This window comes from Idiomarina loihiensis L2TR, from assembly GCF_000008465.1.
In the GTDB taxonomy this organism is placed as follows: Bacteria; Pseudomonadota; Gammaproteobacteria; order Enterobacterales; family Alteromonadaceae; genus Idiomarina; species Idiomarina loihiensis.
In genome coordinates this window covers 1,635,802-1,659,230 of sequence record NC_006512.1, presented here as the reverse complement: position 1 = coordinate 1,659,230, position 23,429 = coordinate 1,635,802, and the positions used below count along the sequence as shown (strand labels likewise).

Sequence of the window (23,429 nt, the reverse complement as noted above, 5' to 3'; positions counted from 1 at the left end):
GAAGTCGTATGAAGTTTTTGAAAGCTGTTTTCTGTGGTAGTACGCTTTTATTTGTCAGTGTGTTTGCCCAGGCGCAGGACAGTGGCTACTACGGCGCAGCATCTCTAGCTCAGTTGAATGTTGATACCGAGCTTGAGGGCGCCCCGTCATTTACCCCTCATACGATGAACCTGATGCTGGGTTATCGTTACAGCAACAGCCTTTCGGCAGAAGCACGCTACGGTTTTGGCGTACACAGCAGCAGTGATAAAGGCACCAAGTTTGAAACCGATTACACGGCCAGCATTTTAGCTAAGCCTCGTTTGTATTTGTCACCCGACGTCGCTTTGTATCTTACCGGTGGTTTTTCGCGGGGAAAATTTACGGTAGGTGGTCAAAACACAACACTTAACAGTATCAGTTACGGCGGCGGAGTTCAGTATGATCATAACCCCAGAACAACTTACTTTATCGACTGGATAAAATTGATTGATAAAGACGAATACACAATTGATGCGCTAAATATAGGCGTAACCTATCGATTTTGATCAAACTATCTGTGGTAACAGGCTGTCATTATTGAGGCGGATTCGGTACATTACAAAAAAGTAACATCTAATTTGTTGACCTTGACTGGGCAGGCATTGATGCGTAATCCATTTTTATTAAAGCAGTATATAAATACGTTAGAGTCTGCTGCAATATGTGCGCGCTTGTCGCCGGACGGTAATATTCGCTGGATGAGTGAGTCTCTGCATAAATTGTTAGGAGTTCACTACTTAAAGCGCACAACCGCATTTTCTGAGTTTCTCCACATTGATAGTCGCAACGATGTGACTGGCGAGATAAATCAAGCTGCCGCTAATGGTGAAGTCTGGAATGGACGACTTTGCCTGACAAGTACCAACCGCAGGCGCTGGTGTCGCTGTATTGCAATTCCCTTATACGAAACTGATGGCTTTTTAGCTGAGCAAATATTGTTGTTTCAGGATATCTCACGAGAGATTCACCTGGATGAATTACTACAGGAAGCCCGCTTTGATCAGGTTACCGCTCTTCCTACCCGAATAGACTTGCTCAACGACCTTAAACAGGTAGGGGCTCAATGCCTTGCCGTACTGGATATTCGTAAGTTTCGAAGTTACGCCGACTTCTACGGTTTAGAATTTGGTGATGCGTTACTGCGTGAATTTAGTGACTGGGCTTCGGCATTTTTGCGAACTAAACACATCAATATTTACCGTTTGCATGGTGATAAATTTGCGTTAATTCCAGATTTCAGAATGATCCCCAGTTTATTCGAGAGACAATTGCTTAGCTTTTACAATGCGTTGTCGTTACACAAACTCAAAGTAGAAAATAGTGATGTCACTCTGGATGTTGCCATAGGCATGGGTGTTGGGCGTAAAAAGCAGTTACAGCTTGCGGAAAGCGCCTTGTCGAAAGCGAAAGCCATTTACTCCGGCTACAAGGTGGAAGTGGTTTATGAACGTGAGTTGCTTGACGAGAATAAAGTGAACTGGCTTCCTAAAATTCAGTCAGCGCTGGTTGATCATCGTTTTGTCAATTACTACCAGCCCATTCAAAGTACGAACAAAAATCAGCCCAGCTATTACGAGGCGCTGGTCCGGTTAAGAGATAACAATAAGGATTTAGTGCCAGGGCTGTTTTTAGATGAGGCAAAAACAACACGTTATTATTGTGAAATTACCCGCTCTGTTATTGAACAGGCGGTGCTCACGTCCGAGCAATACCAGGTCGCAATATCCGTGAATGTCTCCATCGAAGATATTTTGAATGAAGAGACGGTCAGTTTCATTCATTATGTGCTGTCAGAGCATAAAAAAGCGCAGCTTATTTTCGAAATTACGGAAACCGAATCCACAGAAGATTTTACCAAGGTTCAGGCTTTTGCCAGAGATGTCAGACGTTTAGGTGGACAAATTGCGATAGATGATTTTGGTGTCGGTTATTCAAACTTCTCGCGCCTGATAAGTCTTCGTCCGGATTATTTGAAGATTGATGGCAGCATAGTTCAAAACGTATTACATGACCCGACAAGTGCCAGTATTCTGAATGGCCTGATCAGTATCTGTAAGGAATTACATATTCCTATCGTGGCTGAATTTGTTGAAAATAAAGAAGTAAATAGCTACTTGTGTGACCAGCAAATTGAGTACTTACAGGGCTATTACATTGGTAAGCCATCGCCGGAAGTTAATCGCTTATTGAATTAATTTTTTTAAATGCTAGCTCGGCTAAACGTATAGCAATTAGAAAGAGTCACCTTTATGAATGATTTTATCGAAACCTATGATAATGCTTTATCCTCCGAATTGTGCCAGCAGCTCATCACAGTTTTCGAAAAGTCACGGCATACCTTTCAGGGGCGTACCGGAGGTGGTGTTGATGTGAGTAAAAAGTCGAGTACGGACTTAGCATTGAACGCTCACCCGGAGTACCAGAAGCTGCTGCTGGAAATACAGAAAATCACAGCCCGATATGCGTTGGAGTATTTTAAAAAATATCATTTTGCCTTGATAGCGCCAGTCGCGCTAACGTTGCAGCACCCTAAAACTCAGCAGCCAGCCGCTTTAACACATGATAATTTTGATGAGATAGCGAAAGGCAAAGAAATGGCAATTATGCAAAAGCTGTTTCGTGTCGGTGCAATACAAATGCAGCGTTATCGCAAAGGTGAAGGAAATTATAATTACTGGCACTGTGAAGCTTTTCCTCAGAAAGGTTCGACTGAACCACTGCATCGGGCTCTGTTGTTTATGTATTACTTAAACGATGTAGACGAAGGTGGTGAAACGGACTTTTATTATCAGGAACGGTCGCTAAAACCCAAAGCGGGTCAAATGGTTATAGCGCCAGCTTACTTTACTCACACGCATAGAGGCAGAATACCTGTATCAAATGATAAGTATATTTTAACCAGCTGGATCCTTCATAGTCGCGCAGAGCAATTATTTGGTGAGTAATGAGAGAGAAATTCCCCCAGTCAGAAAGACTGGGGGAGACGATATTACTTAACGTCGCTTTCTTTTAGAATGGTCACTTCACCTAAATTCAGTGAACGTACTTTTTCTTCTATTTCAGCCAGGTCACCGACGATAACCCAGGTCATAGCGTCAGGTTTTAAAACCTTGTCCGCATTATCCTGAATGTCGTTAAGCGTAATGGCGTTTATGCGTTGACCATAGTTTTCGAGATACTCAACGTTTTTGCCTTTATTAAATGTGCTGACTAAACCGCTAAGCAAGCTGCCTTTGGTTTCGTAGGCGCCAGGTAATTTAGCTGTTTTGTTGGCTTTAACTTTTGCCAGCTCGTCTGCGGTTGCTGGTTTGTCACCTTCGTATTGAGTAAATTCTTTCATAATTTCCTGAATCGACTCTTTAGTTTTATCGGTTTGAACCGGAGCCAGTGCAATTAGTAACCCTGGGCCTTCGTTATCTAACCAAATAGAGCGAGCACCATAAGACCAGCCTTTGTCTTCACGTAAGTTCATGTTCAGACGACTGGTGAAACTGCCGCCAAGAATGGTGTTCATTACGTCAATAGTATCAGCATTGTCGACTTGGCCAGAAGGAGCCAACTGACCCGCTATTATCACTGACTGAGGGTTTCCTGGTTTATCAATCAGGAATACGCGACTGGTTTCAGATGCCATCGAAGTATCAAGAGTCTTTTCTGGTTTATCAGAAGCCGGAGCCTGCCAGCTGGCAAACTGCTCTTCTAATAAAGACTGAGCTTGTTCAACGTTGGTATCACCCACAATCACCAGTTTTGCGTTGTCCGGGCGTAACCAGGTTTGAGCGTGCTGGACTAAGTCTTCACGAGTTAATGACTTAATGGATTCAGGCGTACCTGAGCCGGTTAATGGCTGGCTGTAAGCGTGTCCTTCTCCAAACATTAAGCCGGGCAACACGCGTAAAGCTTGAGTTTGAGGGCGAGCTTCTTCCTTGCGAATGCCTTCTATCCAGTTTGAACGCTTGCGTTCAATTTCTTCGTCAGAAAAAGCCGGATTCTGCAGCACATCATTCATCAGTGCTAAGCTCTCGGCAAAGTTTACACTAAGTGTATCCATGCTAATGCGTGAACTATCGAGGCTGGCTGACGCATTTAAGTTGGTTCCTAAAGACTCTAAACGCTCATTTAATTCCAGTGCGCTTAGGTTTTCAGTGCCTTCTTTTAGCATCGACATGGTGTAACTTGCTGTTCCGAGTTTGCCGCCAACATCCGAAGCATAACCACTGTCAAAGACCAGACTCATTTCAATGGTTGGCGTATCGCTACGTTGAGCCAGATAAACTTCTAAACCATTAGATAAGGTGAAAGTTTTAACTTCAGGCAATTCTAGCTGTGGCAAGTCGCCAACGTCAGGTAATTGTGAGCGATCGGCATTAGTTTCCTGGGTAATATATTCAGGTTGTGGTACAACATTAAGCACAAAGTCACCAGAGCTTAACCATTGTTCTGCCGCATTTTGTAGGTCATTGACGGAAGCTTGTTTTGTCCATTCCATCTCTTGTTGGTAGAAGCCGGGGTTATCATGGTAAACCGCTCCTGAAGCCAGAATGTCAGATTTACCACCAAAGCCACCAACTTTTTCAGCGCGACGAACGAAATTGGCTGTGGTGCTGAATTTGGTGCGTTGCAATTCTGCCGCCGTTGGACCTTCCGTAATTAAACGCTCAAGCTCTTCATCAATAATTTTTTCAATTTGCTCAAGCTCAACACCTGGTTTGGCATCAGCCGTAATAAAGAATTGACCAGAGAGTTTGCGACCATATTGGAAGGCACCAACAGAGCTGGCAATTTGTTCGTTATAAACTAAGCGTTCATAAAGTCGTGAGTTTTTACCGTTAGCCAGAATGTCCGCCAATAGGTTAAGGTATTCGGAGTCGGCAGTCCCCATTTGTGCGGTATTCCATACCTTATAAATCCGTGGGGCCGGAACACGATCTTCCATAGTCGAGCGTTTTTGCTCATCGCGTTTAGCAACCCAGGCTTCCTGTTTTTGCAGTGGTTTACCAGGGCCAATATCAGCAAAGTATTTGGTCACTTTTTCTTTCGCGGTTTCAACATCAATATCACCGGCTAAAACCAAAACTGCGTTAGCTGCACCATAGTAATCTTCAAACCACTGGTGAACGTCGTCAAGAGACGCCGCGTTCAAGTCTTCCATAGAGCCAATAACCGACCATGAGTACGGATGTCCTTCGGGGAAGGTCTGTTCGGCGATATAACTCCAGGCCTTACCATACGGCTGAGCTTCACCCTGGCGCTTTTCGTTTTGCACAACGCCGCGCTGCTCGTCGAGTTTGTCTTGAGTTATGGCTCCTAACAGGTGACCCATACGATCAGACTCCATCCACAAGGCCATATCCAATGCCGGTGTAGGAACATTTTCAAAATAGTTGGTACGGTCATTGTTGGTGGTGCCGTTCATTTCTGTTGCACCAGCGCGTTCAAAAGGACCGAAGTATTCGTCATCGTAGTTTTCGGTACCGTTAAACATTAAGTGCTCAAATAAGTGGGCAAAACCCGTTTGGCCCATTTTTTCGTCTTTAGAGCCAACGGCGTACCAAACATTAACCGCAACGATAGGCGCTTTGCGATCTTCATGAACAACAACCGTTAAACCGTTATCCAATGTAAATGTCTCGTAGTTGACCTTTACTTCGGGGAATTGTGACTGGCTGACAGCCTGGCCGTTATTAGCTGACTGAGTTGTCTGACAACCGCCTAGTAACACAGTTGCTACAGCAACGGCGGTTAAAGTTTTCATCATTTTCATAGTGGTTCCTGGATTATTTTTTTATTTAGCGAACTTACTATACGAGAGGGGGCACTGATATTCATGCTTATGTTCAGGCTAAATTGTAACGAAATTAAACATATGAGGGATTATCGGTCAAAGTTATGACAATAAAGGTGTCAGTCAAGTCTTTTAATTACGCAGACAATCAAGGATAATTGCGCGCGGTTTGCAGCAAATAGAAACGGAAGCTTGTGAGTAAAATAACAGTTATAGCGATAGCTGGCGCCTCAGCGTCAGGAAAAAGCCTGTTTGCCTCCACGGTGTATCAGGAGTTAGTGGCTGAATTAGGAACTGACGGCATTGCTATTCTGGCCGAAGACGCTTACTACCGTGACCAGAGTCATATGACCATGGAGCAGCGGGTGTTAACTAACTATGATCAGCCTGCTGCTTTCGAACACGATTTGCTGATGCAACATTTGCGGCAGTTAAAAGCCGGTGAAGCGGTCGATATGCCGCAGTACAGCCATACTACGCATACCCGCCTGGAAAAATCTATACGGGTTGCTCCGGCAAAAGTCGTAATGGTTGAGGGTATTTTGCTGTTAACCGATGAAAAGTTACGTGAACAGTTTGATATCTCGGTATTTATGGACACGCCATTGGATATTTGTCTGCTGCGCCGTATCAAGCGCGATATTGAAGAGCGTGGACGTACGTTGCAGTCGGTTACTGAACAATATGAGCAGTATGTTCGTCCCGCATTCTTTGACTTTATATTCCCGTCTAAGCAGTTTGCTGATCTCGTTGTCACTCGCGGTGGTCAAAACGAAATCGCCATTGATATTATAAAAACAAAAATACGTCAGTTGCTGGCGGAATAAAATTGGTTCTTCTATGAATAGTATTCTCGGCATTGCCGTCATCTTTATCGTTGCCTATTTAGTTTCAACGGATCGCAAAGCCATTCGTTGGCGAACGGTTCTCGGAGCCTTCGGCATTCAAGTAGGGTTAGCGTGTATTGTACTCTACACCACTGTAGGAAAAGAGTTACTACTGAGTTTTGCGGCCGGGATTTCCGAGGTCATTGGGTACACTCAGGCAGGCATCAACTTTTTATTTGGTGGATTGGCATCAGAAGAGTTTGGTCTTGTTTTTGCCATTCAAGTTTTGTCGGTCATTGTTTTCTTCTCCTCTCTTATTTCCGTTTTGTACTACTTAGGCATTATGAAATGGATTATTCGCATTTTAGGCGGAGGGCTGCAAAAGCTGCTGGGTACCAGTCGCCCGGAATCCATGTCGGCGGCCGCCAATATTTTTGTCGGACAAACCGAAGCACCCATGATGGTCAGGCCGTTTATCGGTACTATGACTCGTTCTGAACTGTTTGCGGTTATGGTGGGCGGGATGGCCTCAGTATCTGGCTCTGTGCTTGCTGGTTTAGCTGAAGTTGGAATCGAGCTCAAGTATCTTATTGCGGCGAGCTTTATGGCTGCGCCTGGCGGATTCTTAATGGCTAAAATGATGATTCCCGAATCAGAGAAGCCGCGTAACGATCTCAACGAAATTGAAGTGGAAGATAATTCCGCAAATGTCATTGACGCAGCAGCTCAAGGGGCATCCAGTGGCCTGCAGTTAGCAATGAATGTTGGTGCTATGTTGTTAGCCTTCGTTGCGCTTATTGCACTGGTTAACGGCATTTTTGGCTGGGTTGGCGGTTGGTTTGGGTATTCTGAACTGACCTTACAGCAAATTTTTGGTTATGTATTTCAGCCTGTTGCCTATGTATTAGGGGTCAGTTGGGATGAAGCTAACCTGGCGGGAAGCTTTATTGGTCAGAAGCTGGTTATTAATGAATTTGTCGCCTACCTCGATTTTGTCAATTACAAAGATCAGTTAAGTGAAAACTCGCAGGTTATCATTACCTTTGTGCTTTGCGGGTTTGCGAACTTTTCGTCTATTGCTATTTTGCTGGGCGGGTTAGGCGGTATGGCGCCCAGCCGACGCCATGACATTGCTCGTTTAGGTATGCGGGCTTTATTAGCAGCGACTTTGGCAAACATGATGAGTGCTGCAATTGCCGGTTTCTTTGTTTCTCTGACCTAATCAGTAAACGTCAATACGCCCTAATATCGGGATCGCGTTTAACCGCGGTCCCGTATAACACCTTCCTGAATTGTCGATGCTACTAGCACACCATCACGCGTGAATATTTGCCCGCGCACTAAACCGCGCTGACCACTGGCAGAAGGGCTATCTATTGCGTAGAGCAGCCAGTCATCCATACGGAAGTCGCGATGGAACCACATGGCATGATCAACGGTTGCAACCTGCATATGGGGTTGAGCAAAGCTCACGCCATGAGGCTGCAGTGCTGTCGGTAAAAAGTTAAAGTCTGACGCATAAGCCAGCAAGTATTTGTGCACACGCTGATCGTCCGGCATGTTGCCGTTAGCTCTGAACCAGACATAACGGCGAGGCTCGTCTTTTTCAGGTTTAAATGGGTTATATGGGGTAACAAAGCGCATTTCTATGGGCTTGTCGCAAATGAATTTCTTGCGCAGTGGTGCCGGTATCAGCTCTTCGTGTTCACGATAAATATCCAAGTCTGAAACTAAGCCTTCTGGACCGGGCACTTCAGGCATGGTGTCCTGATGCTCAAAGCCTTCTTCCTGTTGCTGGAAAGACGCAGTCATGTAGAAAATGGGTTTACCATACTGTATGGCTTTGACTCTGCGTGCTGAAAAACTTTTACCGTCGCGTATGGTTTCAACGTCATAAACAATAGGTTTTTTGGCGTCACCCGGGCGTAAAAAGTAACTGTGAAACGAATGGCACACTCGCTCCTGAGGTAAAGTTTCTTTAGCCGCCGACAGCGCCTGTCCAATAACCTGACCACCAAAAACTGCGCCAAAGCCTAGATCCTGACTTTGTCCACGGTAAAGACCGTCCTCAATGCTCTCCAGGGTTAGCAGGTCGAGTAAATCATCGAGTACCTGACTCATCCATTATATCCTTATTTTATTCACTAAGACTGATGTCTAATTGATCTTAAACACTTTTTACCGACTATGTAATATAAACACAATTTATAATAAAAATAGTTGCTTAACTGAGTACTTAACCAGCAGTTAATTGGCACAAACTTTTGATTTATGTTTTCATCAAAGCACACATTTGATGGCTGAAACGGTTCTGTTTGTCTATATTTAAGAGACCGTTTAGTTCACAACGACGCTTTGGAAGCGAATGGGAGAGAATCTATGTCAGGCAAAGACAGTCTGAAAACCTTAAGTTCGTTAGATGTTAAAGGAAAAACCTTTCATTATTATAGCCTGCCTAAAGCAGAGGAAGCCTTAGGAGACATTTCTAAACTTCCTGCTTCAATGAAGGTTTTACTCGAAAACCTATTGCGTAATGAAGATGGCGAAACCGTCACGAAAGACGATTTGCAAGCCATGGTCGACTGGTCGAAGAAGAAGAAAATTGACCGCGAGATTCAGTACCGGCCTGCGCGGGTTCTGATGCAGGACTTCACCGGTGTTCCGGGTATTGTCGATTTAGCGGCAATGCGTGACGCCGTGGCGAAAGCCGGGCATGACCCTGAAGTCATTAACCCGTTGTCGCCGGTCGACCTGGTCATTGACCACTCGGTAATGGTAGACAAATACGCAACTGAAGGGGCCTTTAAAGAAAACGTCCGCTTTGAGATGGAACGTAATAAAGAGCGTTACGAGTTCCTGAAATGGGGGCAGGGTGCCTTTGAGAACTTCCGCGTAGTACCGCCGGGGACCGGTATTTGCCACCAGGTGAACCTGGAGTATTTAGGCAAGAGTGTCTGGACGAAAGAAGAAGACGGCAAAACTTTTGCTTATCCTGACACTTTGGTTGGCACCGACTCGCACACCACCATGATCAACGGTATTGGCGTACTAGGCTGGGGCGTTGGCGGTATTGAAGCCGAAGCTGCTATGCTGGGACAGCCGGTTTCCATGTTGATACCGGAAGTTGTCGGCTTCCGTATGACCGGAGCGCTGAAAGAAGGTGTAACCGCGACAGACTTGGTATTAACAGTTACTCAAATGCTGCGTGAAAAAGGCGTAGTAGGTAAATTTGTTGAGTTTTACGGTCCTGGTCTGGACAACTTACCGTTAGCTGACCGCGCAACCATTTCAAACATGTCGCCGGAATATGGCGCAACCTGTGGTTTCTTCCCGGTAGATGATGAAACCCTGCGCTATTTCCGTCTGTCAGGTCGTGATGAAGAAACCATTGAGTTGGTTGAGAAGTACTCTAAAGCTCAGGGTTTGTGGCGCGACAATGATAACGAACCGGAGTACACCGATACGCTGGAATTAGACTTAAGCACCGTAACAGCCTCGCTTGCCGGTCCAAAACGCCCGCAGGATCGAGTGAATATGGAGCAGCTTGGCAGTAATTTCGACCTGATACTGGAAACTAACGGTAAATCGGGTGAGAAAGACAAAGAAGTAAAAGTTAAAGGTAAGGACTATTCCTTATCGCACGGTGATGTTGTCATCGCTGCTATAACTTCTTGTACCAATACGTCAAACCCAAGCGTCATGATGGCAGCAGGCTTACTGGCTAAAAAAGCAGTGGAAAAAGGGCTGGTTCGTAAGCCATGGGTGAAATCGTCATTGGCTCCGGGTTCTAAAGTAGTTACTGATTATTTCGCAAAAGCCGGTTTAGATGAGTACCTTGATAAACTTGGCTTTAACTTAGTGGGCTACGGTTGTACTACCTGTATTGGTAACTCTGGTCCGCTGGACGATGAAATAACGGAAGCCATTAATGAAGGTGACCTGACGGTATCTTCTGTGTTGTCAGGAAACCGTAACTTTGAAGGCCGTGTTCACCCTGAAGTTAAAGCGAACTGGCTGGCGTCACCACCGCTAGTGGTTGCCTACGCGCTGTCGGGTACAACGCGTACTGACTTGAGTAAAGATCCTTTAGGTAAAGACTCTGACGGTAATGATGTATTCCTGAAAGACATTTGGCCTAGCAGTTCAGAAATTGCTGAAGCTGTGAAAATGGTTGATAACGAGATGTTCGGCAAAGAATACGGAGAAGTCTTTGAAGGTGATGAAGAATGGCAGTCAATTAGTGTTGCCAAAGGCAATACCTATAACTGGCAGGACGACTCTACTTACGTTAAGAACCCACCGTTCTTTGAAGGTATTGATAAGCCACTGCAGGCACCGAGCGACATTAAAGACGCTAACGTGTTGGCGGTATTTGCGGACTCAATTACGACGGATCACATTTCACCGGCAGGTTCTATTAAGCCAGATTCGCCAGCAGGTAAGTATCTGCAGGAAAATGGCGTCGAAATTAAAGACTTTAACTCTTATGGTTCGCGTCGTGGTAACCACGAAGTCATGATGCGCGGTACTTTTGCCAATATTCGTATTAAAAACCAGATGCTGGATGATGTTGAAGGTGGTTACACCAAGTACATTCCAACTGGCGAGCAAATGGCCATTTACGATGCCGCCATGAAGTATATGGAAAATGACACACCATTGGTTGTATTAGCTGGTAAAGAGTACGGTACCGGTTCTAGCCGTGACTGGGCTGCCAAAGGTACAACGCTGTTAGGTGTTAAGGCCGTACTGGCTGAGAGCTATGAACGTATTCACCGTTCTAACCTGGTGGGTATGGGCGTTCTGCCGCTGCAATTTGTTGAAGGTGAAGGTGTTAAAGAACACAAGCTGACTGGCGAAGAGCAGATATCGATTTTAGGCCTTGATGATAACCTCAAGCCTGGACAAATGCTGAAAGTTGTTGCTAAACGCAAAGACGGAAGCGAAGTCGAGTTTGAGGTTAAGTGCCGTATCGATACTGGTAATGAAATGAGCTACTACAAAAGTGGTGGTATCTTACATTACGTATTGCGCGGAATGCTTAAATAAGAGTCGCTATAGTGAACTGAAACCCGGCCACCGTGCCTAATGCTTGTCAGTTAAGCTAACTGGCTGTCGGTTTAGAAGGCGGTCGCATCGGATAACGTTGCGGCCGCCTTTTTATTGAACGAGGGTAATATCGCTCTCGTCTTTCGGGCAGCACGAATGCGCTGGCCATTTCCATCATTTGCTCCATGACTTTGGGTATTTTTCCGGGTGAGATGTGTACCAGTATATGTAACTGCCCCACCAGATAATGAGAGGCTTGTTTGAAACTTATTTGATTCGGCTCAATATGCTTCAGGCTATAGGCCATTTGCGCCATCATATACCGCAATAAGTTATAAGCGACCAGCATGCCCCACAACTCCTGCTCAACCAGGTCAGGCCGTTTGCTGCGCAGGGTCAGCTCACTCTTCAGCATATATTGTTTCATTTCACGGTAAGCCTGCTCGATTTCCCAGCGATGAGCATATAAGTCAACGATATCGGCTTCAGGATAACGCATCGTGTCTGTCATTGAGGTTAATATCGCAACCTCTTTTTTAGCTATTTTCTTACACACTAAACGCGCCTGAACAGTGTCCGGTGCATTATCCCACTTCTTCTTAGCTTGTGGTGAGAGCCTAATTTCTACCAATTTGTCCGTGTCGCTAAAAGACTTCTTGACAGAGTATTGTGCGCCTTTTCTGAGGGGAATAAGCCAATGGCGCTCCTCACCGGCACGATGCCATTGATCCAGTAAACCCAGCGCATAAAACCCTTTATCGAACAGCGTCAGTGAGTGGTCCGGCGTCTGTTCAATCAGCCGGGCTGCCAGGTCTACTTCACTAACCTCTGCAATACTGCCGAACTCCGTCGAGGTGACTAAATGGCTGCTTACTTCCATTTGATTCACCATCCGAATTTGAGGATAGTCGGATTCAGCCCGCTGGTTAGCCGTTCGCCCATAGGAAGCATCATTCTCCGGTGTGTCCGGTGTACGCCAGACGGTGCCGTCGACAGCCAGAACCGATAGATTATTCCAGTGAGAAAGCGGTAGTTTATCGAACCACAGCTCATTAGTGAGCTCAAACATACGCTTCATAACATTAGCCCCCAAACGCTGACGAGCCTGAACTACGGCACTCGGCGCAACGTAAGGTCTTTTGCCGGGCAACATTAAATCAAGGTGTGAAACGAGCTGACGCATCGGCATTTCCCGAAATAATGCCATTCCTACGACCGCCCAGACCATAAAGTCCATTGGCAAACGGCGTTTGCGTACCGTTGTAACGCCCGCGTCTTCAAGGCATTGTTCGATTAACTCAGGCTCCAGCAGATCCGGTAGTTTACTAAAATCATCCGGCGTAAACTCCTGCAGTTGGTCCAGTGCTTGACTCAGAAACATAAAAAATCCGTAGTTAGAAAACCTAACTACGGATTTTGAAGTCTCTGCCGGATCGGTCAACCGATCGCTAAAATTTTTCTTAACTGATCGGCATTAGGCCACCGTGCCGGGTTTTTTTATATCATTAAGCCGCGACCGCCGTCGACTTTAATGGACTCGCCCGTAATAAACGGGTTGTCGCGTAAAAAGCGAACGGTTTCTATCATTGGCTCTAAACCCCCTTCAACCCGCAATGGTGTCTCATCCAGAACCTGCATACGATGTTCTTTATCGTGCTCTGGTAAAAATAGAATAGGGCCTGGCTGAATGGCGTTGACTCTTACTGATGGCGCTAAACTTTTAGCAAAGGCCTGGGTCATGTTGGCGAGCCCGGCTTTCGCTGCGCAATAAGCAATATAGTCTGTAGACGGGCGGTCAGCGTAGATGTCCGTAATATTAATAACCAGTCCATTCCCGGAATGGCTTAATTGCCGTTGCAAGCCGCTTATAAGCAGATAGGGTGCCATTCCGTGTACCTGGAATACCGCAGCTAACGCGTTGTTGTCGTTATCAACGGTTTCGTTGTCGAAAAAACAGGAAGCGTTGTTAACCAATAGATCGACAGAGTCCGTAGCGCTGCTAATAGTACGCACCATGGCCTGAATACTGTCTATGTTGGTGAAATCTGCTTGTACGCCCTGAGCGCCAAGTGCTTCCAGCTCGTCAATACCGTCACGCGAGCTATTGTAGTGAGCAAATAACTGGTAGCCTTCAGTCAGCAAGGCTTTGGCCAGTTCAAAACCAAAACGTCGTCCGGCGCCTGTAATAACTGCTGTTTTTCTCATGAGGTGAGTCCTAAATCTGGTAATAAAGAGGTTAAATATTCCGGTACCGGAGGTTTCTCTTCAAGCCGTCCCAGGATATCAATATCTATGGTGCGATCTTTAAAGCTTCTTTGTGGGTCTGAGCGGTCGCGGCCCATAGCCTCTTCGATAGCATTAAACTTTTGCTTTAATTCATTCGCAGACATAGGCGTGCGAATAATAAATAAGGCGTTCAAAAAATCGTTATTCGTATCCATGTCGACTGGTGAAGTCGGTATGTTTCGTGAAAAGCGTATATCGTCGGATAAAGCTTTAAGGGCCACTTGTGCCTGAGGAAAATGTGTTTCAGGCTCAAGGTTTGAACCGAGACTGCATAAATACTTTTGCATTGAATGACTGACCACTAAACGTAAATAATATGTTGAACTGATTACGAGCAATAACAGTAAACAGATGACTATTTTAAACAGTTGAAATTAAAAAATTCTGCTGCTAGCCTGAGATTTCAACTAATGCTAATGAGCAGAAGTTTTAATGACAACGCAGAAAAACGGCTTTAACTATTGCTATATTTTGTTTGCTTTATGTTTGTTGGTAATGTTGCCAACAACTGCGCATGCGAGCTCGTTAAAACTGAGCGGGCCGGACTCCGTTGTAAAAGAAGGTTACTTCACTGTTTCTGTTAGCGCTCTGAATTTTGACGAGCTTAACAGAGTTACTATTGAAGTTGCCAGCAATTCAGAGTTTGCCAAGAGTACTCGTCAGTTTCCTACACTAGGTGACTTCCAGGATATTTCACTTACCGGTTTTAGCAATGGAACTTATTATTTGCGTGCTAGAGCCGAAGGTCCTGATAACCAAATTTATACCAGCAATACTATTGAGATAACGGTGGAGCACTATCCGCTCTGGCAATCTCTGACTTTATTCTTCGTCGGCCTGGTTATTTTCATTACTTTGGTAGCAACCTTATTATTGCTTCATCGGCAATGGATCCACTCCAGACAAGAGCGCCATGACTGAATTCGCACTGGATACGAGTACCGGCATCACGATTATCGTCCTGTTTGGGGTGTTCTGGGTAGCCTTTGGTTATTGGCTGGGGCGGAAGAACCGCAGCCACGAGGACTTTGCTCTGGCAGGGCGGAATGTTGGTTTTGCGTTTGCAGCGGCAACGGCTATGGCCACCTGGGTTACCAGTAACACCACGCTGGTTGCTCCCCAGTTAACCTATCAATTCGGCATTTGGGGCATGGTAGGGTATTCCTTTGCTGCTCTGGGCTTAGTGCTGTTTGCACCTATGGCTAAACGCATTAAGGAACTGCTTCCTAACGGTTATACATCGGGCGACTTTGTGCGTTTGCGTTATGGCAATCTGGCCTGGCTCGTCTTTATCATCATTTCTGTGGTTTATGCTTTTGGCTGGTTAATTAGTCTGGGTATGGCTGGTGGTATTTTGCTTGAGTCACTCAGTGGGCTCGATTATCACATTGGCATGACCACCATACTGGTAATTTGTGTCGGCTATACACTTTTTGGCGGAATGCGGGCGGTTATTGCTACCGACTTTATTCAGGCTTTAATCATCATTGTCGGTGTCAGTTTTATCGCGTACTGGATAATTGATAATGTTGGCCTGGAGAGCATCCACAGCAACCTGACAAGTGAGCATCCGCAGCTTTTGGACATGCTGTTTCCGGCTGCCGTCATGTTTCTGTTTAACAATATCTTCTTCGGCCTTGGGGAAATCTTTCATTCCAATGTCTGGTGGTCACGGGCGCTGTCTTTTAAAAAGAATGTGGCTTACAAGGCTTACTTAACTGGTGGCTTATTATGGCTGCCCATTCCTATTGTTACCGGGTTTATTGCGTTAGCAGCGCCTCAGCTGGGAATTTTCCCACCAAGCCCCGATATGATTGGTCCTACCGTTGCCGCGGCTGTACTCGGTAAAGCCGGGGCCATTATTGTTTTTATTGTTATTTTTTCTGCGTTGGCGTCCAGCCTGGACTCGTTACTCGCAGCTACTTCAGATTTAGTCACGCAGGATATTTTCCATAAAAAACTGAAACCTAAAGCCAGCGACAAAACATTAATGCGCTTTAATCGCAGTTGTATTCTAGGCTTAGGAGTCGTTACCTGGTTATTGTGCCTGCCGCGCGTTGCAACCTTAGGTGCTCTATTGAATTTTGCCGGAGCTTTTGTTGCCAGCACCATCTGGCCAATTGTACTGGGGCTGTATCATCGTCGGCTGACGGGAACATACGCGGCGTGCGCTATGGGGTTCGGTACGGCATTTGGTATGCTGAGTTATTTTGTTGTCGGCTTCTATGTCGCCGCTTTAGTGTCATGTGCAGTTTCCGGTCTAATATGTCTAGTAGGCATTTTTCGCAGTAGCGACAAGTTTGACTGGGACACACTAAATGAGAAGGAGCAGTCAAATGCTAATCAGTGAACTGGCTTTTGAGTGGTTAATTTCTCTGGCGCTAATAATGACTTGCTTAGCTCCGGTTTTGTTACTCGGGCTTTTTATTAAAGATTTTATTTCTAAAACCATATGGTAATTGTATGACTATAAAGGATGTCTCCTTTGAACGAGAGCGCCCCGATGTTTGCGGCGATGCTCATCCAAAGGCGTTATTAAAAGCAATTCAGGAAGATGGTGATTACTTGCTGAACTTGTCGAATCAGCATGTTGTGTCTGCTGATCAGTTTTCGCAGCTGGGGATGCTGCAACTGTTCCGGCTTGCTGCAAAGTACGAGGCTAACCCTCGTCGTTTTAGTACCTCATTACAGGGCAAAATTTTAATCAGCGCGTTTTACGAGCCAAGTACTCGTACTCGTCTGTCATTTGAAAGCGCCTGGCACCGTCTGGGCGGCGATATTATGTCAATTACTGACCGTTCTACTACCGGCATAGCCAAAGGTGAACGTTTAGCCGATGTGGCTGAAATGTTTAATAACTATGGTGACTGCGTGGTGTTGAGGGACAATAATGAAACCTCACTGGAAGAGATGATCGATTCGCTGCGCATTCCTATTATTAATGCGGGTAATGGTTCAGATGAACACCCGACTCAGGCGCTTACGGATATGTACGCACTGTTTAAATGGCGTCCCGATTTAGTGACGGACGAAGCCGATAAAGCGCCGATAAAAATTGGCATTATTGGTGTGCCAAATAAAATGCGTACCGTGCGCAGCTTTATTAAATGTTTAGTGAAGTTTCCAAAAGCAATTGATGAAATTGTCATTATTCATGACGAGGAATCGTCGACTCAGCTGTTTGGAAGTGAGCAACGAGAACAGATTGAGCAAGCCGGAATAAAGATTCGTACGACCCGGGATTTAGAGCAGGTACTACCAGAGCTCGACGTGGTTTATATCAACGCGATTTCGTGGGAAGGTGATACCTTTAGTACTTATGGCAGTGAGTTTCACTTAACGGCGCAGTCTCCGCTAAAAGACAGCGCGATTATTTTACACCCTTTAGCGCGCGGTGAAGAATTATCCGCCGATCTCGACCATACGCCTCATAACTGGTATTTCAGCCAGGCAAGGGGTGCGGTGTTTTTACGTATGGCGCTGCTGACCTGTATGGTACAGCGAGCTGAACGCGTCATTGATGTCGTCTGATACGAGGAAAAGCAAAGAATGTGCGGAATTGCTGGCGTTTTTCATCATCAAACGGAAAGAGCGATTGAACCCCAAACCTTAGTTAATATGGCTGCGATAATGCATCATCGTGGTCCCGACGGGTTTGGTTATGAAGTACAACAAGACTACGGCGTAGGATTTAGTCACGCCCGTTTATCCATTATCGACCTAGATGAAAAGCGAGGTCGGCAACCTTTTATATCAGCCGATAAACGACTGATGCTGACTCATAACGGCGAGTTTTACGATTTCAAACGCATACGTGCGGATTTAACCGCTCGTGGCGCACGCTTTAACAGTAAAAGCGACTCTGAAATTGTTCTTCACCTGTTTGAGCGTTACGGACTGGAGGACACCCTAAAGGAGCTTCGTGGAGAGTTCGCTTTCGGCTTATTCGATGCAAAAGATGAAAGCCTGTACCTGGTGCGCGACAGATTTGGAATTAAGCCTTTATACTGGACGGAAACGGAGCATGGCGTGGTGTTTGGCTCTGAGCTGAAAGTGTTGTTTGCTCACCCGGACGTTAAGCGGGAGTTTTCGGCAGAGGGCTTATACCACCAACTGATTCAAGTGATGGTGCCGGGCTCTACGGCTTTTGAAGGGATTAATCAGGTTCAGCCGGGTTATGTGGTTAAGTTGCAGCGTAAAAATGGCAAAGTGGTTGCAACGGAACATAAATACTGGGATGTCGATTTTCCGCCGGAAGAGAGCTATCCGGGAGCGGATGTTGACGAGGAATCTTATATTGAAGGGGTCCGCGCTAAGCTACTGGAAGCCGTTCAGCACCGAATGACAGCTGACGTACCTGTAGGTTGCTATTTGTCCGGTGGCATTGATTCATGTGCCATTCTGGGACTTGCGTCCGCCTCAACCCAAACCTCGGTAAAAGCTTTTACCATAGGTTTCGATTCTGCTGACTATGATGAAACACCTATTGCAGAAGAAATGGCTGCAGCTACTAAGGCTGATCACCACATTATGCGGCTTAAAGCCGATGACCTTTACGACCATTTCGTAAAAACTTTGTGGCATACAGAACGAACCATATATAACACGCTGGGCGTAGCCAAGTACCTGATGAGTAAAGAGGTGCATGAAGCCGGCTATAAAGTCGTGATGACCGGAGAGGGTTCTGATGAACTCTTTGCCGGTTACCCGGCTTTTAGAAAGGACATGTTCCTGCATGGACTCGACCATTTACCGGAAGTAGAGCGGGTTGAGTGGCAGGAGCTGTTGGAGAAAAACAATAAACTCTTTAAAGGCGCGATGTTGGCTCGCGAAGAGTTTGTCAGCGAAGCTTTTAACCAGAAAATGGGTTTTACTCCAAGTTGTGTGCAGCCGTGGCTTTCCTGCTCATCGGTTGCGCTGCCGCTTATGTCGGAGAACAAGCGAAAACAGGTTGAAGGCTATGACCCCAGCCTGGCTATTGCCAACACGCTTGATAAAGACATGCTGGATGGTCGGCATCCGCTGGACAGAGCTCAGTATGTCTGGATTAAAACCATGCTTGAGGGGCAAATTCTGACCTGGGGCGGCGACCGGGTGGATATGGCTAATTCAATGGAGGCGCGCCCGGCATTTTTAGATCATCACTTGGCGGAATACGCTTTCACTGTGCCGCCGCACCTACGCATTAAAGGCAATAAAGAAAAATATGTGTTGCGTGAAGCCATGAAAGGCTTGTTGCCGGAAACGCTGTATAAACGTGAGAAGTTCGCTTTTATGGCACCGCCGGCGCACACCGACCCGGAGAAGTGGAAAGCTGTTGAGAAGCTGGCGGAGCAATTCCTGAATGCTGAGGCAGTTAAGTCAGCCGGTTTACTTGACTACGACGAAGTGGTGCGGACCTTTGAACGGCATCAGGATGAGAATGTTCCGAATGAAGAGCGTGTGCAGCTTGATGCCGTCATCAACCATATGCTTGGTGTTCAGGTGCTGCACCATCATTTTGTAGCTACTGATGTGCCCGCGCAGGCTCAGCAGCGTGCTACTGAGCTGGGCTGGACAGCCTAATTATTACCGCTTAACTAATCATCGGTGACTGCAGGAATGTAGTCACCGTACCCTTCTTCCTCCATTTTTTCTAAAGGAATAAAGCGCAGTGCCGCTGAATTCATGCAGTATCTTAAACCAGTAGGCGGTGGACCATCATTAAAAACGTGGCCTACATGAGAGTCTGCTTTGCGGCTGCGAATTTCAGTCCGGGTATAGAACCAGCTGCTGTCATCTTTTTCTACTACCGCGTCTGGGCTTATGGGCTTAGTAAAACTTGGCCAACCGGTACCCGATTCGTATTTATCTGCTGAAGAGAAAAGTGGCTCACCACTTACTACATCTACATAAATACCCTTGCGCTCATTGTCCCAGTAGCGGTTATCGAAGGCGGGTTCCGTTTGGTCTTCCTGAGTCACTGCATACTGAATATCCGTTAGGCGTTTTTTCAGTTCGCTGTCACTAGGTTTAACGAAACTTTGCTGCTCAGCTTTACCTGTCGGGTTGTCATTCGTAAATTGCTGATAGTCAACGTCCGAGGTATCGCCCCAATGCTTTTCAACGAAGTCATAACGCCCCGAGTTGTAGGTATAAATGCGGTAGCGAACGGGGTTCTTGTCGTAATAGTCCTGGTGGTATTCTTCAGCTTTGTAGAAGCTCTTAAAGGGTGTTATTTCAATAACCACCGGGTCAGGGAAGGGGCCATTTTTATCCAGCCATTCGCGCGACTCCATAGCTATGCGCTTTTGTTCATCATTATGATAAAAAACAGCGGGGCGATACTGTTTACCGCGGTCAACAAACTGTCCGTCGTTGTCTGTCGGGTCACTGATACGCCATAACTTCTGAAGTAATGCCGCGTAGCTTACGACATCGGGGTTGTAGTATATCTGAGCTGCTTCCGTATGCCCGGTCTTACCTGCTGAAACCTCTTCGTATGTCGGGTTGACTTCGTCACCTCCGCTGAAGCCAGAAATGACTTCCCGGACTCCGGGCATTTGTTCAAAGGCTTCTTCAACACACCAGAAACAGCCGCCGGCAAAAGTCGCGACTTTTTCATTTTTTTGCTTTGTTGGCTCGCTATTCTGTGCCATGCTGAAACAAGATACTAACAAACCGACAATAACAATTATAAGGCGAAACGACATAGTGTTCTCCAACCAAAGGTGGTGTTTAGTTATAGACCGTTCAATATGAAAAAGATTACTTGGTTAGCTTTTATTTTTAGTCTTGGTTGCCAGTCAGCTACAGAAGCTCAACAAGCTGATGAAGAAGATGGTATGTGGCTGGACAGTTTCCGCAGCGGGCTTGGAACCTCGGTAGATGTAACCGCGCGTTGGTTTGACGGCTTGTTCGGAAATGAAAGCATTAATCAATATGAACGTTCATATGGGCGGCTTTCGGTTGCGCCGCAATGGGATCAGTACGATGGCTTTGAAGTTAAGTCGCGTTTTAGAGCCCGGGTAACCTTACCTAAGCTAAAAGAAAACGTTTCAGCTTTCATTGGCCGGGTTGATGAAAATGAGTTTCTGGATGATGATTCTACCGGTCGCCCTTCAGTTATTCGTTCTCCTCAGTCAGACGAAGAGTGGCTAGTGGGTTTAGGTTTTGATCCCGAAATTAACGAAGCGTATCGAGTGTCCTACAGTATAGGTATCCGTGGTGGTTTACGGTTTGATACCTATGCCAGAGCCCGCTACATGACAGGTTTTGTTTTTTCAGGCAATCAGCAAGTTCGTATGCAGTCTTCAGCTTTCTGGCGCGACAGTGACGGCTTTGGTGTTGCACAGAGAGTGGATTATGAAGCCACATTAACTGATACATGGCTATTAAGGTGGGCTTCTAAAGGCACCTTTGCAGAAGAAACAGACGGTATTCGCTGGAACAGTACTGCGCGTTTATATCATTTGTATGGGCAGGAAAAAGCCTGGGCGACAGAAACCTGGATAGAGGGCAATACTGACCATGAAGTGCCTGTTCAGGACTATGGATTGCGCTTTCTTAATCGTCAACGATACTTACGGGACTGGTTTTTTGTGGAAACCTGGGTTGGGTACCACTGGCCTCGCAATCTTATGACAGAACAGCGTAACGGTCAGTGGTTGCTTGGTGTTGAGTTCGAGGTTCACTTCGGAACCGATAATGCCTACATGCCAGAGCCAGAAAAAACTAAGTCCAGTACTAATGGATCATGGTCAGAAGAGCGAAATGGGCCTTCTGCAAAGTACGCCTCATCGCGGTAATCATATAGCTGGGGTTCGTCAGCATTAAAGGGTAGGTGATACACCTCCTGAATCGCGTCTTTAAGTGAGTCTGTAACAAAAACGTGATCCAAAGCCCCGGCCTGACTGTCATAAACGTAAGAATAGTCTTTTGCGCCTGAAGGGTTATAAAAACCATTGTCAGCAAAATAACGCACCGGGTCTTCTTGGTAGTAAGCGTTAAAATCACCTAGTAATACCGAGTTTGCTAAAGACTCGCTCTGAATCCATTGAATTAACTCTCGCGAGGACTGAAGTCTTAAGTCGTTCCAGCACGCCTGCCCATCATTTTGATTACTATTTGGGCTTTCGGAGTCTTCCGGACAACTGCCTTTCGACTTGAAGTGGTTTACCACAACACTGAATTCTTTACCTGTGTTTGCGTCGATAAAGCTTTGTGCAAGAGGAGGCCGGCTTCCCCAGGAGAAAGGCCCCTGACGTGTAAATATCGCGTGAGAATTTGGTTTTACGCGCTGCGGCTGATAAATAATACCGACAGTAATTTGGTCTGTTCCGATTTTTTCTGCACGCGGCTCAGCTATTGCATAATCTTTCCCTGATGCTTTCTCCAGTGCCTTGACCAGTTGCATTATTGCGCTGCGCTCACCAAATCCGTCATTCTCAATTTCCATTAAACCAATAACATCAGCATCAATAGCTGTTAGTGCGGCAACAATTTTTTTCTGTTGTCGTTGCATTTGCTCAGGCGTGTCAGCTCCTCTGGGAGTCGGGAAACCTTGTCCGACGCCGTTTCCATTAAAGAAGTTCAGCACATTAAAACTGGCGATGCGCAAGGCCTTATCTGACTTCTCTGCCAGTTGCGGTTGCACCGACGGTGTTTCTAGTTCTAAGTCGTCGGTTGGCTGAATTCGGTAACGGTTATTGAACTGGCTGATAATACCGGAGAAGCTTTTCAGGGTTGCACCCGAACGTAGACTACCTTGTTCACCATGTTGAAGCTCTGAAAATGGCAGTGGACGTGGCTCGATAACATTGCTGTTGTCATCAACCTGCAACCGGTTCAATTCGTTTTCCTGTGCCTGAAGTTTCGCGTCTTTTCCCGGCATAACGACTTGAGTTGGCGTCCATAAGCGCCCTGCGGAAATATCGAAAAAACCGTAGCGAGGGTAATTGTAATTGCCGGAAACCGTCAGGCTCTCGCCTTTAGTAGCGGATAAAATGACAGGCATACCTTCTAAGGCTTCAAGCGCGTCAAGTGATTCAACCGGAAGCTCCAGCTCAGTTGTCACAGGAAGTGTTTTTGCTTCACCACAGGTTGTTATATTGGATACCTCTATTAACGAGGTTAATTCCGAACGCTCTTCAACTTGTCCTGTAACTCTTACCCATTCACCGTTATTAATTTGTGAATGCTGCTTATTGGTTGCTATAAATAACCCCTCTGAAGTGGCAGGGTTCCCATCCATGTCTTCGGGCAAACTGTGAAGAAAAAAGCCGCCAAGCTGTTCAGATGGCTGCCAGCCTGCGGTAACAATACCGCGCACGGTTACTTGCTTACCAACCTTTGGAGACTGTTCACTGTCTCCCTGCACCTGTGAAATAGGAATAATCCCTTTGTCACTTCCACAGGTTTCTGCAATTGCAGCTCCCGATAAAAGCAGAGCGGGTAATAAGCTAAGTAGTCGTTTGTGCATG

Annotated in this window: 19 protein-coding genes; 12 read left to right on the top strand and 7 right to left on the bottom strand. The window is 46.1% G+C overall.

From position 1 onward, the window contains the following. Positions 1-8 precede the first annotated feature (8 nt). From IL_RS07885 to IL_RS07875, 3 genes are all read left to right on the top strand, one after another. Positions 9-527, top strand: a complete 519-nt coding sequence (locus IL_RS07885; protein WP_011234782.1) for a porin family protein — start codon at positions 9-11, stop codon at positions 525-527. Between the two features lie 99 nt (positions 528-626). Next, positions 627-2,216 carry an EAL domain-containing protein gene (locus IL_RS07880; RefSeq protein WP_011234781.1) on the top strand — a complete coding sequence of 530 codons (1,590 nt, stop codon included), beginning with the start codon at positions 627-629 and terminating at the stop codon, positions 2,214-2,216. A gap of 54 nt (positions 2,217-2,270) precedes the next feature. Beyond that, positions 2,271-2,966 (top strand): 2OG-Fe(II) oxygenase, encoded by a 696-nt coding sequence (locus IL_RS07875; RefSeq protein WP_011234780.1) that lies wholly within the window; start codon positions 2,271-2,273, stop codon positions 2,964-2,966. 44 nt (positions 2,967-3,010) lie between these two features. On the opposite strand, the gene IL_RS07870 is transcribed toward IL_RS07875, so the two are convergent. Continuing rightward, positions 3,011-5,785 carry a M16 family metallopeptidase gene (locus IL_RS07870; protein WP_011234779.1) on the bottom strand — a complete coding sequence of 925 codons (2,775 nt, stop codon included), beginning with the start codon at positions 5,783-5,785 and terminating at the stop codon, positions 3,011-3,013. Positions 5,786-6,000: 215 nt separating this feature from the next. Here IL_RS07870 and udk point away from each other — a divergent pair, with 215 nt between their 5' ends. Both udk and IL_RS07860 read left to right on the top strand, forming a co-directional pair. Beyond that, a complete protein-coding gene (gene udk / locus IL_RS07865) occupies positions 6,001-6,633 on the top strand; it encodes a uridine kinase (protein WP_011234778.1) in 633 nt (210 codons plus the stop codon). A 13-nt stretch (positions 6,634-6,646) separates the two neighbouring features. Then, complete coding sequence (locus IL_RS07860; protein ID WP_011234777.1) at positions 6,647-7,855, top strand: NupC/NupG family nucleoside CNT transporter; 1,209 nt, start codon at positions 6,647-6,649, stop codon at positions 7,853-7,855. 38 nt (positions 7,856-7,893) lie between these two features. Here IL_RS07860 and tesB read toward each other — a convergent pair whose 3' ends face one another. After that, entirely contained in the window at positions 7,894-8,754 is an 861-nt protein-coding gene (tesB, locus tag IL_RS07855; protein ID WP_011234776.1) for an acyl-CoA thioesterase II, read from the bottom strand. A 258-nt stretch (positions 8,755-9,012) separates the two neighbouring features. Here tesB and acnA point away from each other — a divergent pair, with 258 nt between their 5' ends. Then, positions 9,013-11,682 carry an aconitate hydratase AcnA gene (acnA, locus tag IL_RS07850; protein ID WP_011234775.1) on the top strand — a complete coding sequence of 890 codons (2,670 nt, stop codon included), beginning with the start codon at positions 9,013-9,015 and terminating at the stop codon, positions 11,680-11,682. A 55-nt stretch (positions 11,683-11,737) separates the two neighbouring features. Here the strand turns inward: acnA and IL_RS07845 are convergent, their stop codons facing one another. The 3 genes from IL_RS07845 to folK form a co-directional block, all read right to left on the bottom strand. After that, a complete protein-coding gene (locus tag IL_RS07845) occupies positions 11,738-13,063 on the bottom strand; it encodes an IS4-like element ISIlo1 family transposase (protein WP_011234327.1) in 1,326 nt (441 codons plus the stop codon). A gap of 116 nt (positions 13,064-13,179) precedes the next feature. Continuing rightward, positions 13,180-13,887 (bottom strand): SDR family NAD(P)-dependent oxidoreductase, encoded by a 708-nt coding sequence (locus IL_RS07840; RefSeq protein ID WP_011234774.1) that lies wholly within the window; start codon positions 13,885-13,887, stop codon positions 13,180-13,182. Then, entirely contained in the window at positions 13,884-14,255 is a 372-nt protein-coding gene (folK, locus tag IL_RS07835; protein ID WP_011234773.1) for a 2-amino-4-hydroxy-6-hydroxymethyldihydropteridine diphosphokinase, read from the bottom strand. Before folK ends, IL_RS07840 begins: the two co-directional genes overlap by 4 nt. Before the next feature lie 145 nt (positions 14,256-14,400). On the opposite strand from folK, the gene IL_RS07830 reads away from it, so the two are divergent. From IL_RS07830 to asnB, 5 genes are read left to right on the top strand one after another with little or no spacing between them, the layout of a single operon-like run. Continuing rightward, a complete protein-coding gene (locus IL_RS07830) occupies positions 14,401-14,889 on the top strand; it encodes a hypothetical protein (RefSeq protein WP_011234772.1) in 489 nt (162 codons plus the stop codon). Next, the gene (locus IL_RS07825) at positions 14,882-16,318 is read left to right on the top strand and encodes a sodium:solute symporter family protein (protein WP_011234771.1); all 1,437 of its coding nucleotides are present in this window, start codon (positions 14,882-14,884) and stop codon (positions 16,316-16,318) included. The genes IL_RS07830 and IL_RS07825 overlap by 8 nt, the downstream gene beginning before the upstream one ends. After that, complete coding sequence (locus IL_RS13835) at positions 16,305-16,427, top strand: hypothetical protein (RefSeq protein ID WP_255801631.1); 123 nt, start codon at positions 16,305-16,307, stop codon at positions 16,425-16,427. Before IL_RS07825 ends, IL_RS13835 begins: the two co-directional genes overlap by 14 nt. A 4-nt stretch (positions 16,428-16,431) precedes the next feature. Next, positions 16,432-17,499 carry an aspartate/ornithine carbamoyltransferase family protein gene (locus IL_RS07820; protein ID WP_011234770.1) on the top strand — a complete coding sequence of 356 codons (1,068 nt, stop codon included), beginning with the start codon at positions 16,432-16,434 and terminating at the stop codon, positions 17,497-17,499. Between the two features lie 18 nt (positions 17,500-17,517). Further along, the gene (gene asnB, locus IL_RS07815; RefSeq protein WP_011234769.1) at positions 17,518-19,533 is read left to right on the top strand and encodes an asparagine synthase (glutamine-hydrolyzing); all 2,016 of its coding nucleotides are present in this window, start codon (positions 17,518-17,520) and stop codon (positions 19,531-19,533) included. Positions 19,534-19,547: 14 nt separating this feature from the next. Here asnB and msrB read toward each other — a convergent pair whose 3' ends face one another. After that, the gene (msrB, locus tag IL_RS07810; protein WP_272940785.1) at positions 19,548-20,606 is read right to left on the bottom strand and encodes a peptide-methionine (R)-S-oxide reductase MsrB; all 1,059 of its coding nucleotides are present in this window, start codon (positions 20,604-20,606) and stop codon (positions 19,548-19,550) included. 99 nt (positions 20,607-20,705) lie between these two features. On the opposite strand from msrB, the gene IL_RS13625 reads away from it, so the two are divergent. Beyond that, positions 20,706-21,755, top strand: a complete 1,050-nt coding sequence (locus tag IL_RS13625; RefSeq protein WP_011234767.1) for a hypothetical protein — start codon at positions 20,706-20,708, stop codon at positions 21,753-21,755. On the opposite strand, the gene IL_RS07805 is transcribed toward IL_RS13625, so the two are convergent. Continuing rightward, positions 21,659-23,428, bottom strand: coding sequence for an ExeM/NucH family extracellular endonuclease (locus tag IL_RS07805; protein WP_011234766.1), 1,770 nt, complete (start codon positions 23,426-23,428; stop codon positions 21,659-21,661). The two genes, IL_RS13625 and IL_RS07805, sit on opposite strands and share 97 nt — an antisense overlap. Position 23,429: the final 1 nt, after the last annotated feature.

Excerpts from the sequence above, each read along its gene's own strand:
- IL_RS07885 (WP_011234782.1), top strand. The coding sequence starts at position 9 with ATGAAGTTTTTGAAAGCTGTTTTCTGTGGTAGTACGCTTTTATTTGTC.
- IL_RS07880 (WP_011234781.1), top strand. The coding sequence starts at position 627 with ATGCGTAATCCATTTTTATTAAAGCAGTATATAAATACGTTAGAGTCT.
- IL_RS07875 (WP_011234780.1), top strand. The coding sequence starts at position 2,271 with ATGAATGATTTTATCGAAACCTATGATAATGCTTTATCCTCCGAATTG.
- IL_RS07870 (WP_011234779.1), bottom strand. The coding sequence starts at position 5,785 with ATGAAAATGATGAAAACTTTAACCGCCGTTGCTGTAGCAACTGTGTTA.
- IL_RS07860 (WP_011234777.1), top strand. The coding sequence starts at position 6,647 with ATGAATAGTATTCTCGGCATTGCCGTCATCTTTATCGTTGCCTATTTA.
- tesB (WP_011234776.1), bottom strand. The coding sequence starts at position 8,754 with ATGAGTCAGGTACTCGATGATTTACTCGACCTGCTAACCCTGGAGAGC.
- acnA (WP_011234775.1), top strand. The coding sequence starts at position 9,013 with ATGTCAGGCAAAGACAGTCTGAAAACCTTAAGTTCGTTAGATGTTAAA.
- IL_RS07845 (WP_011234327.1), bottom strand. The coding sequence starts at position 13,063 with ATGTTTCTGAGTCAAGCACTGGACCAACTGCAGGAGTTTACGCCGGAT.
- IL_RS07840 (WP_011234774.1), bottom strand. The coding sequence starts at position 13,887 with ATGAGAAAAACAGCAGTTATTACAGGCGCCGGACGACGTTTTGGTTTT.
- folK (WP_011234773.1), bottom strand. The coding sequence starts at position 14,255 with ATGCAAAAGTATTTATGCAGTCTCGGTTCAAACCTTGAGCCTGAAACA.
- IL_RS07830 (WP_011234772.1), top strand. The coding sequence starts at position 14,401 with ATGACAACGCAGAAAAACGGCTTTAACTATTGCTATATTTTGTTTGCT.
- IL_RS07825 (WP_011234771.1), top strand. The coding sequence starts at position 14,882 with ATGACTGAATTCGCACTGGATACGAGTACCGGCATCACGATTATCGTC.
- IL_RS13835 (WP_255801631.1), top strand. The coding sequence starts at position 16,305 with ATGCTAATCAGTGAACTGGCTTTTGAGTGGTTAATTTCTCTGGCGCTA.
- IL_RS07820 (WP_011234770.1), top strand. The coding sequence starts at position 16,432 with ATGACTATAAAGGATGTCTCCTTTGAACGAGAGCGCCCCGATGTTTGC.
- asnB (WP_011234769.1), top strand. The coding sequence starts at position 17,518 with ATGTGCGGAATTGCTGGCGTTTTTCATCATCAAACGGAAAGAGCGATT.
- msrB (WP_272940785.1), bottom strand. The coding sequence starts at position 20,606 with ATGGCACAGAATAGCGAGCCAACAAAGCAAAAAAATGAAAAAGTCGCG.
- IL_RS13625 (WP_011234767.1), top strand. The coding sequence starts at position 20,706 with ATGAAAAAGATTACTTGGTTAGCTTTTATTTTTAGTCTTGGTTGCCAG.
- IL_RS07805 (WP_011234766.1), bottom strand. The coding sequence starts at position 23,428 with ATGCACAAACGACTACTTAGCTTATTACCCGCTCTGCTTTTATCGGGA.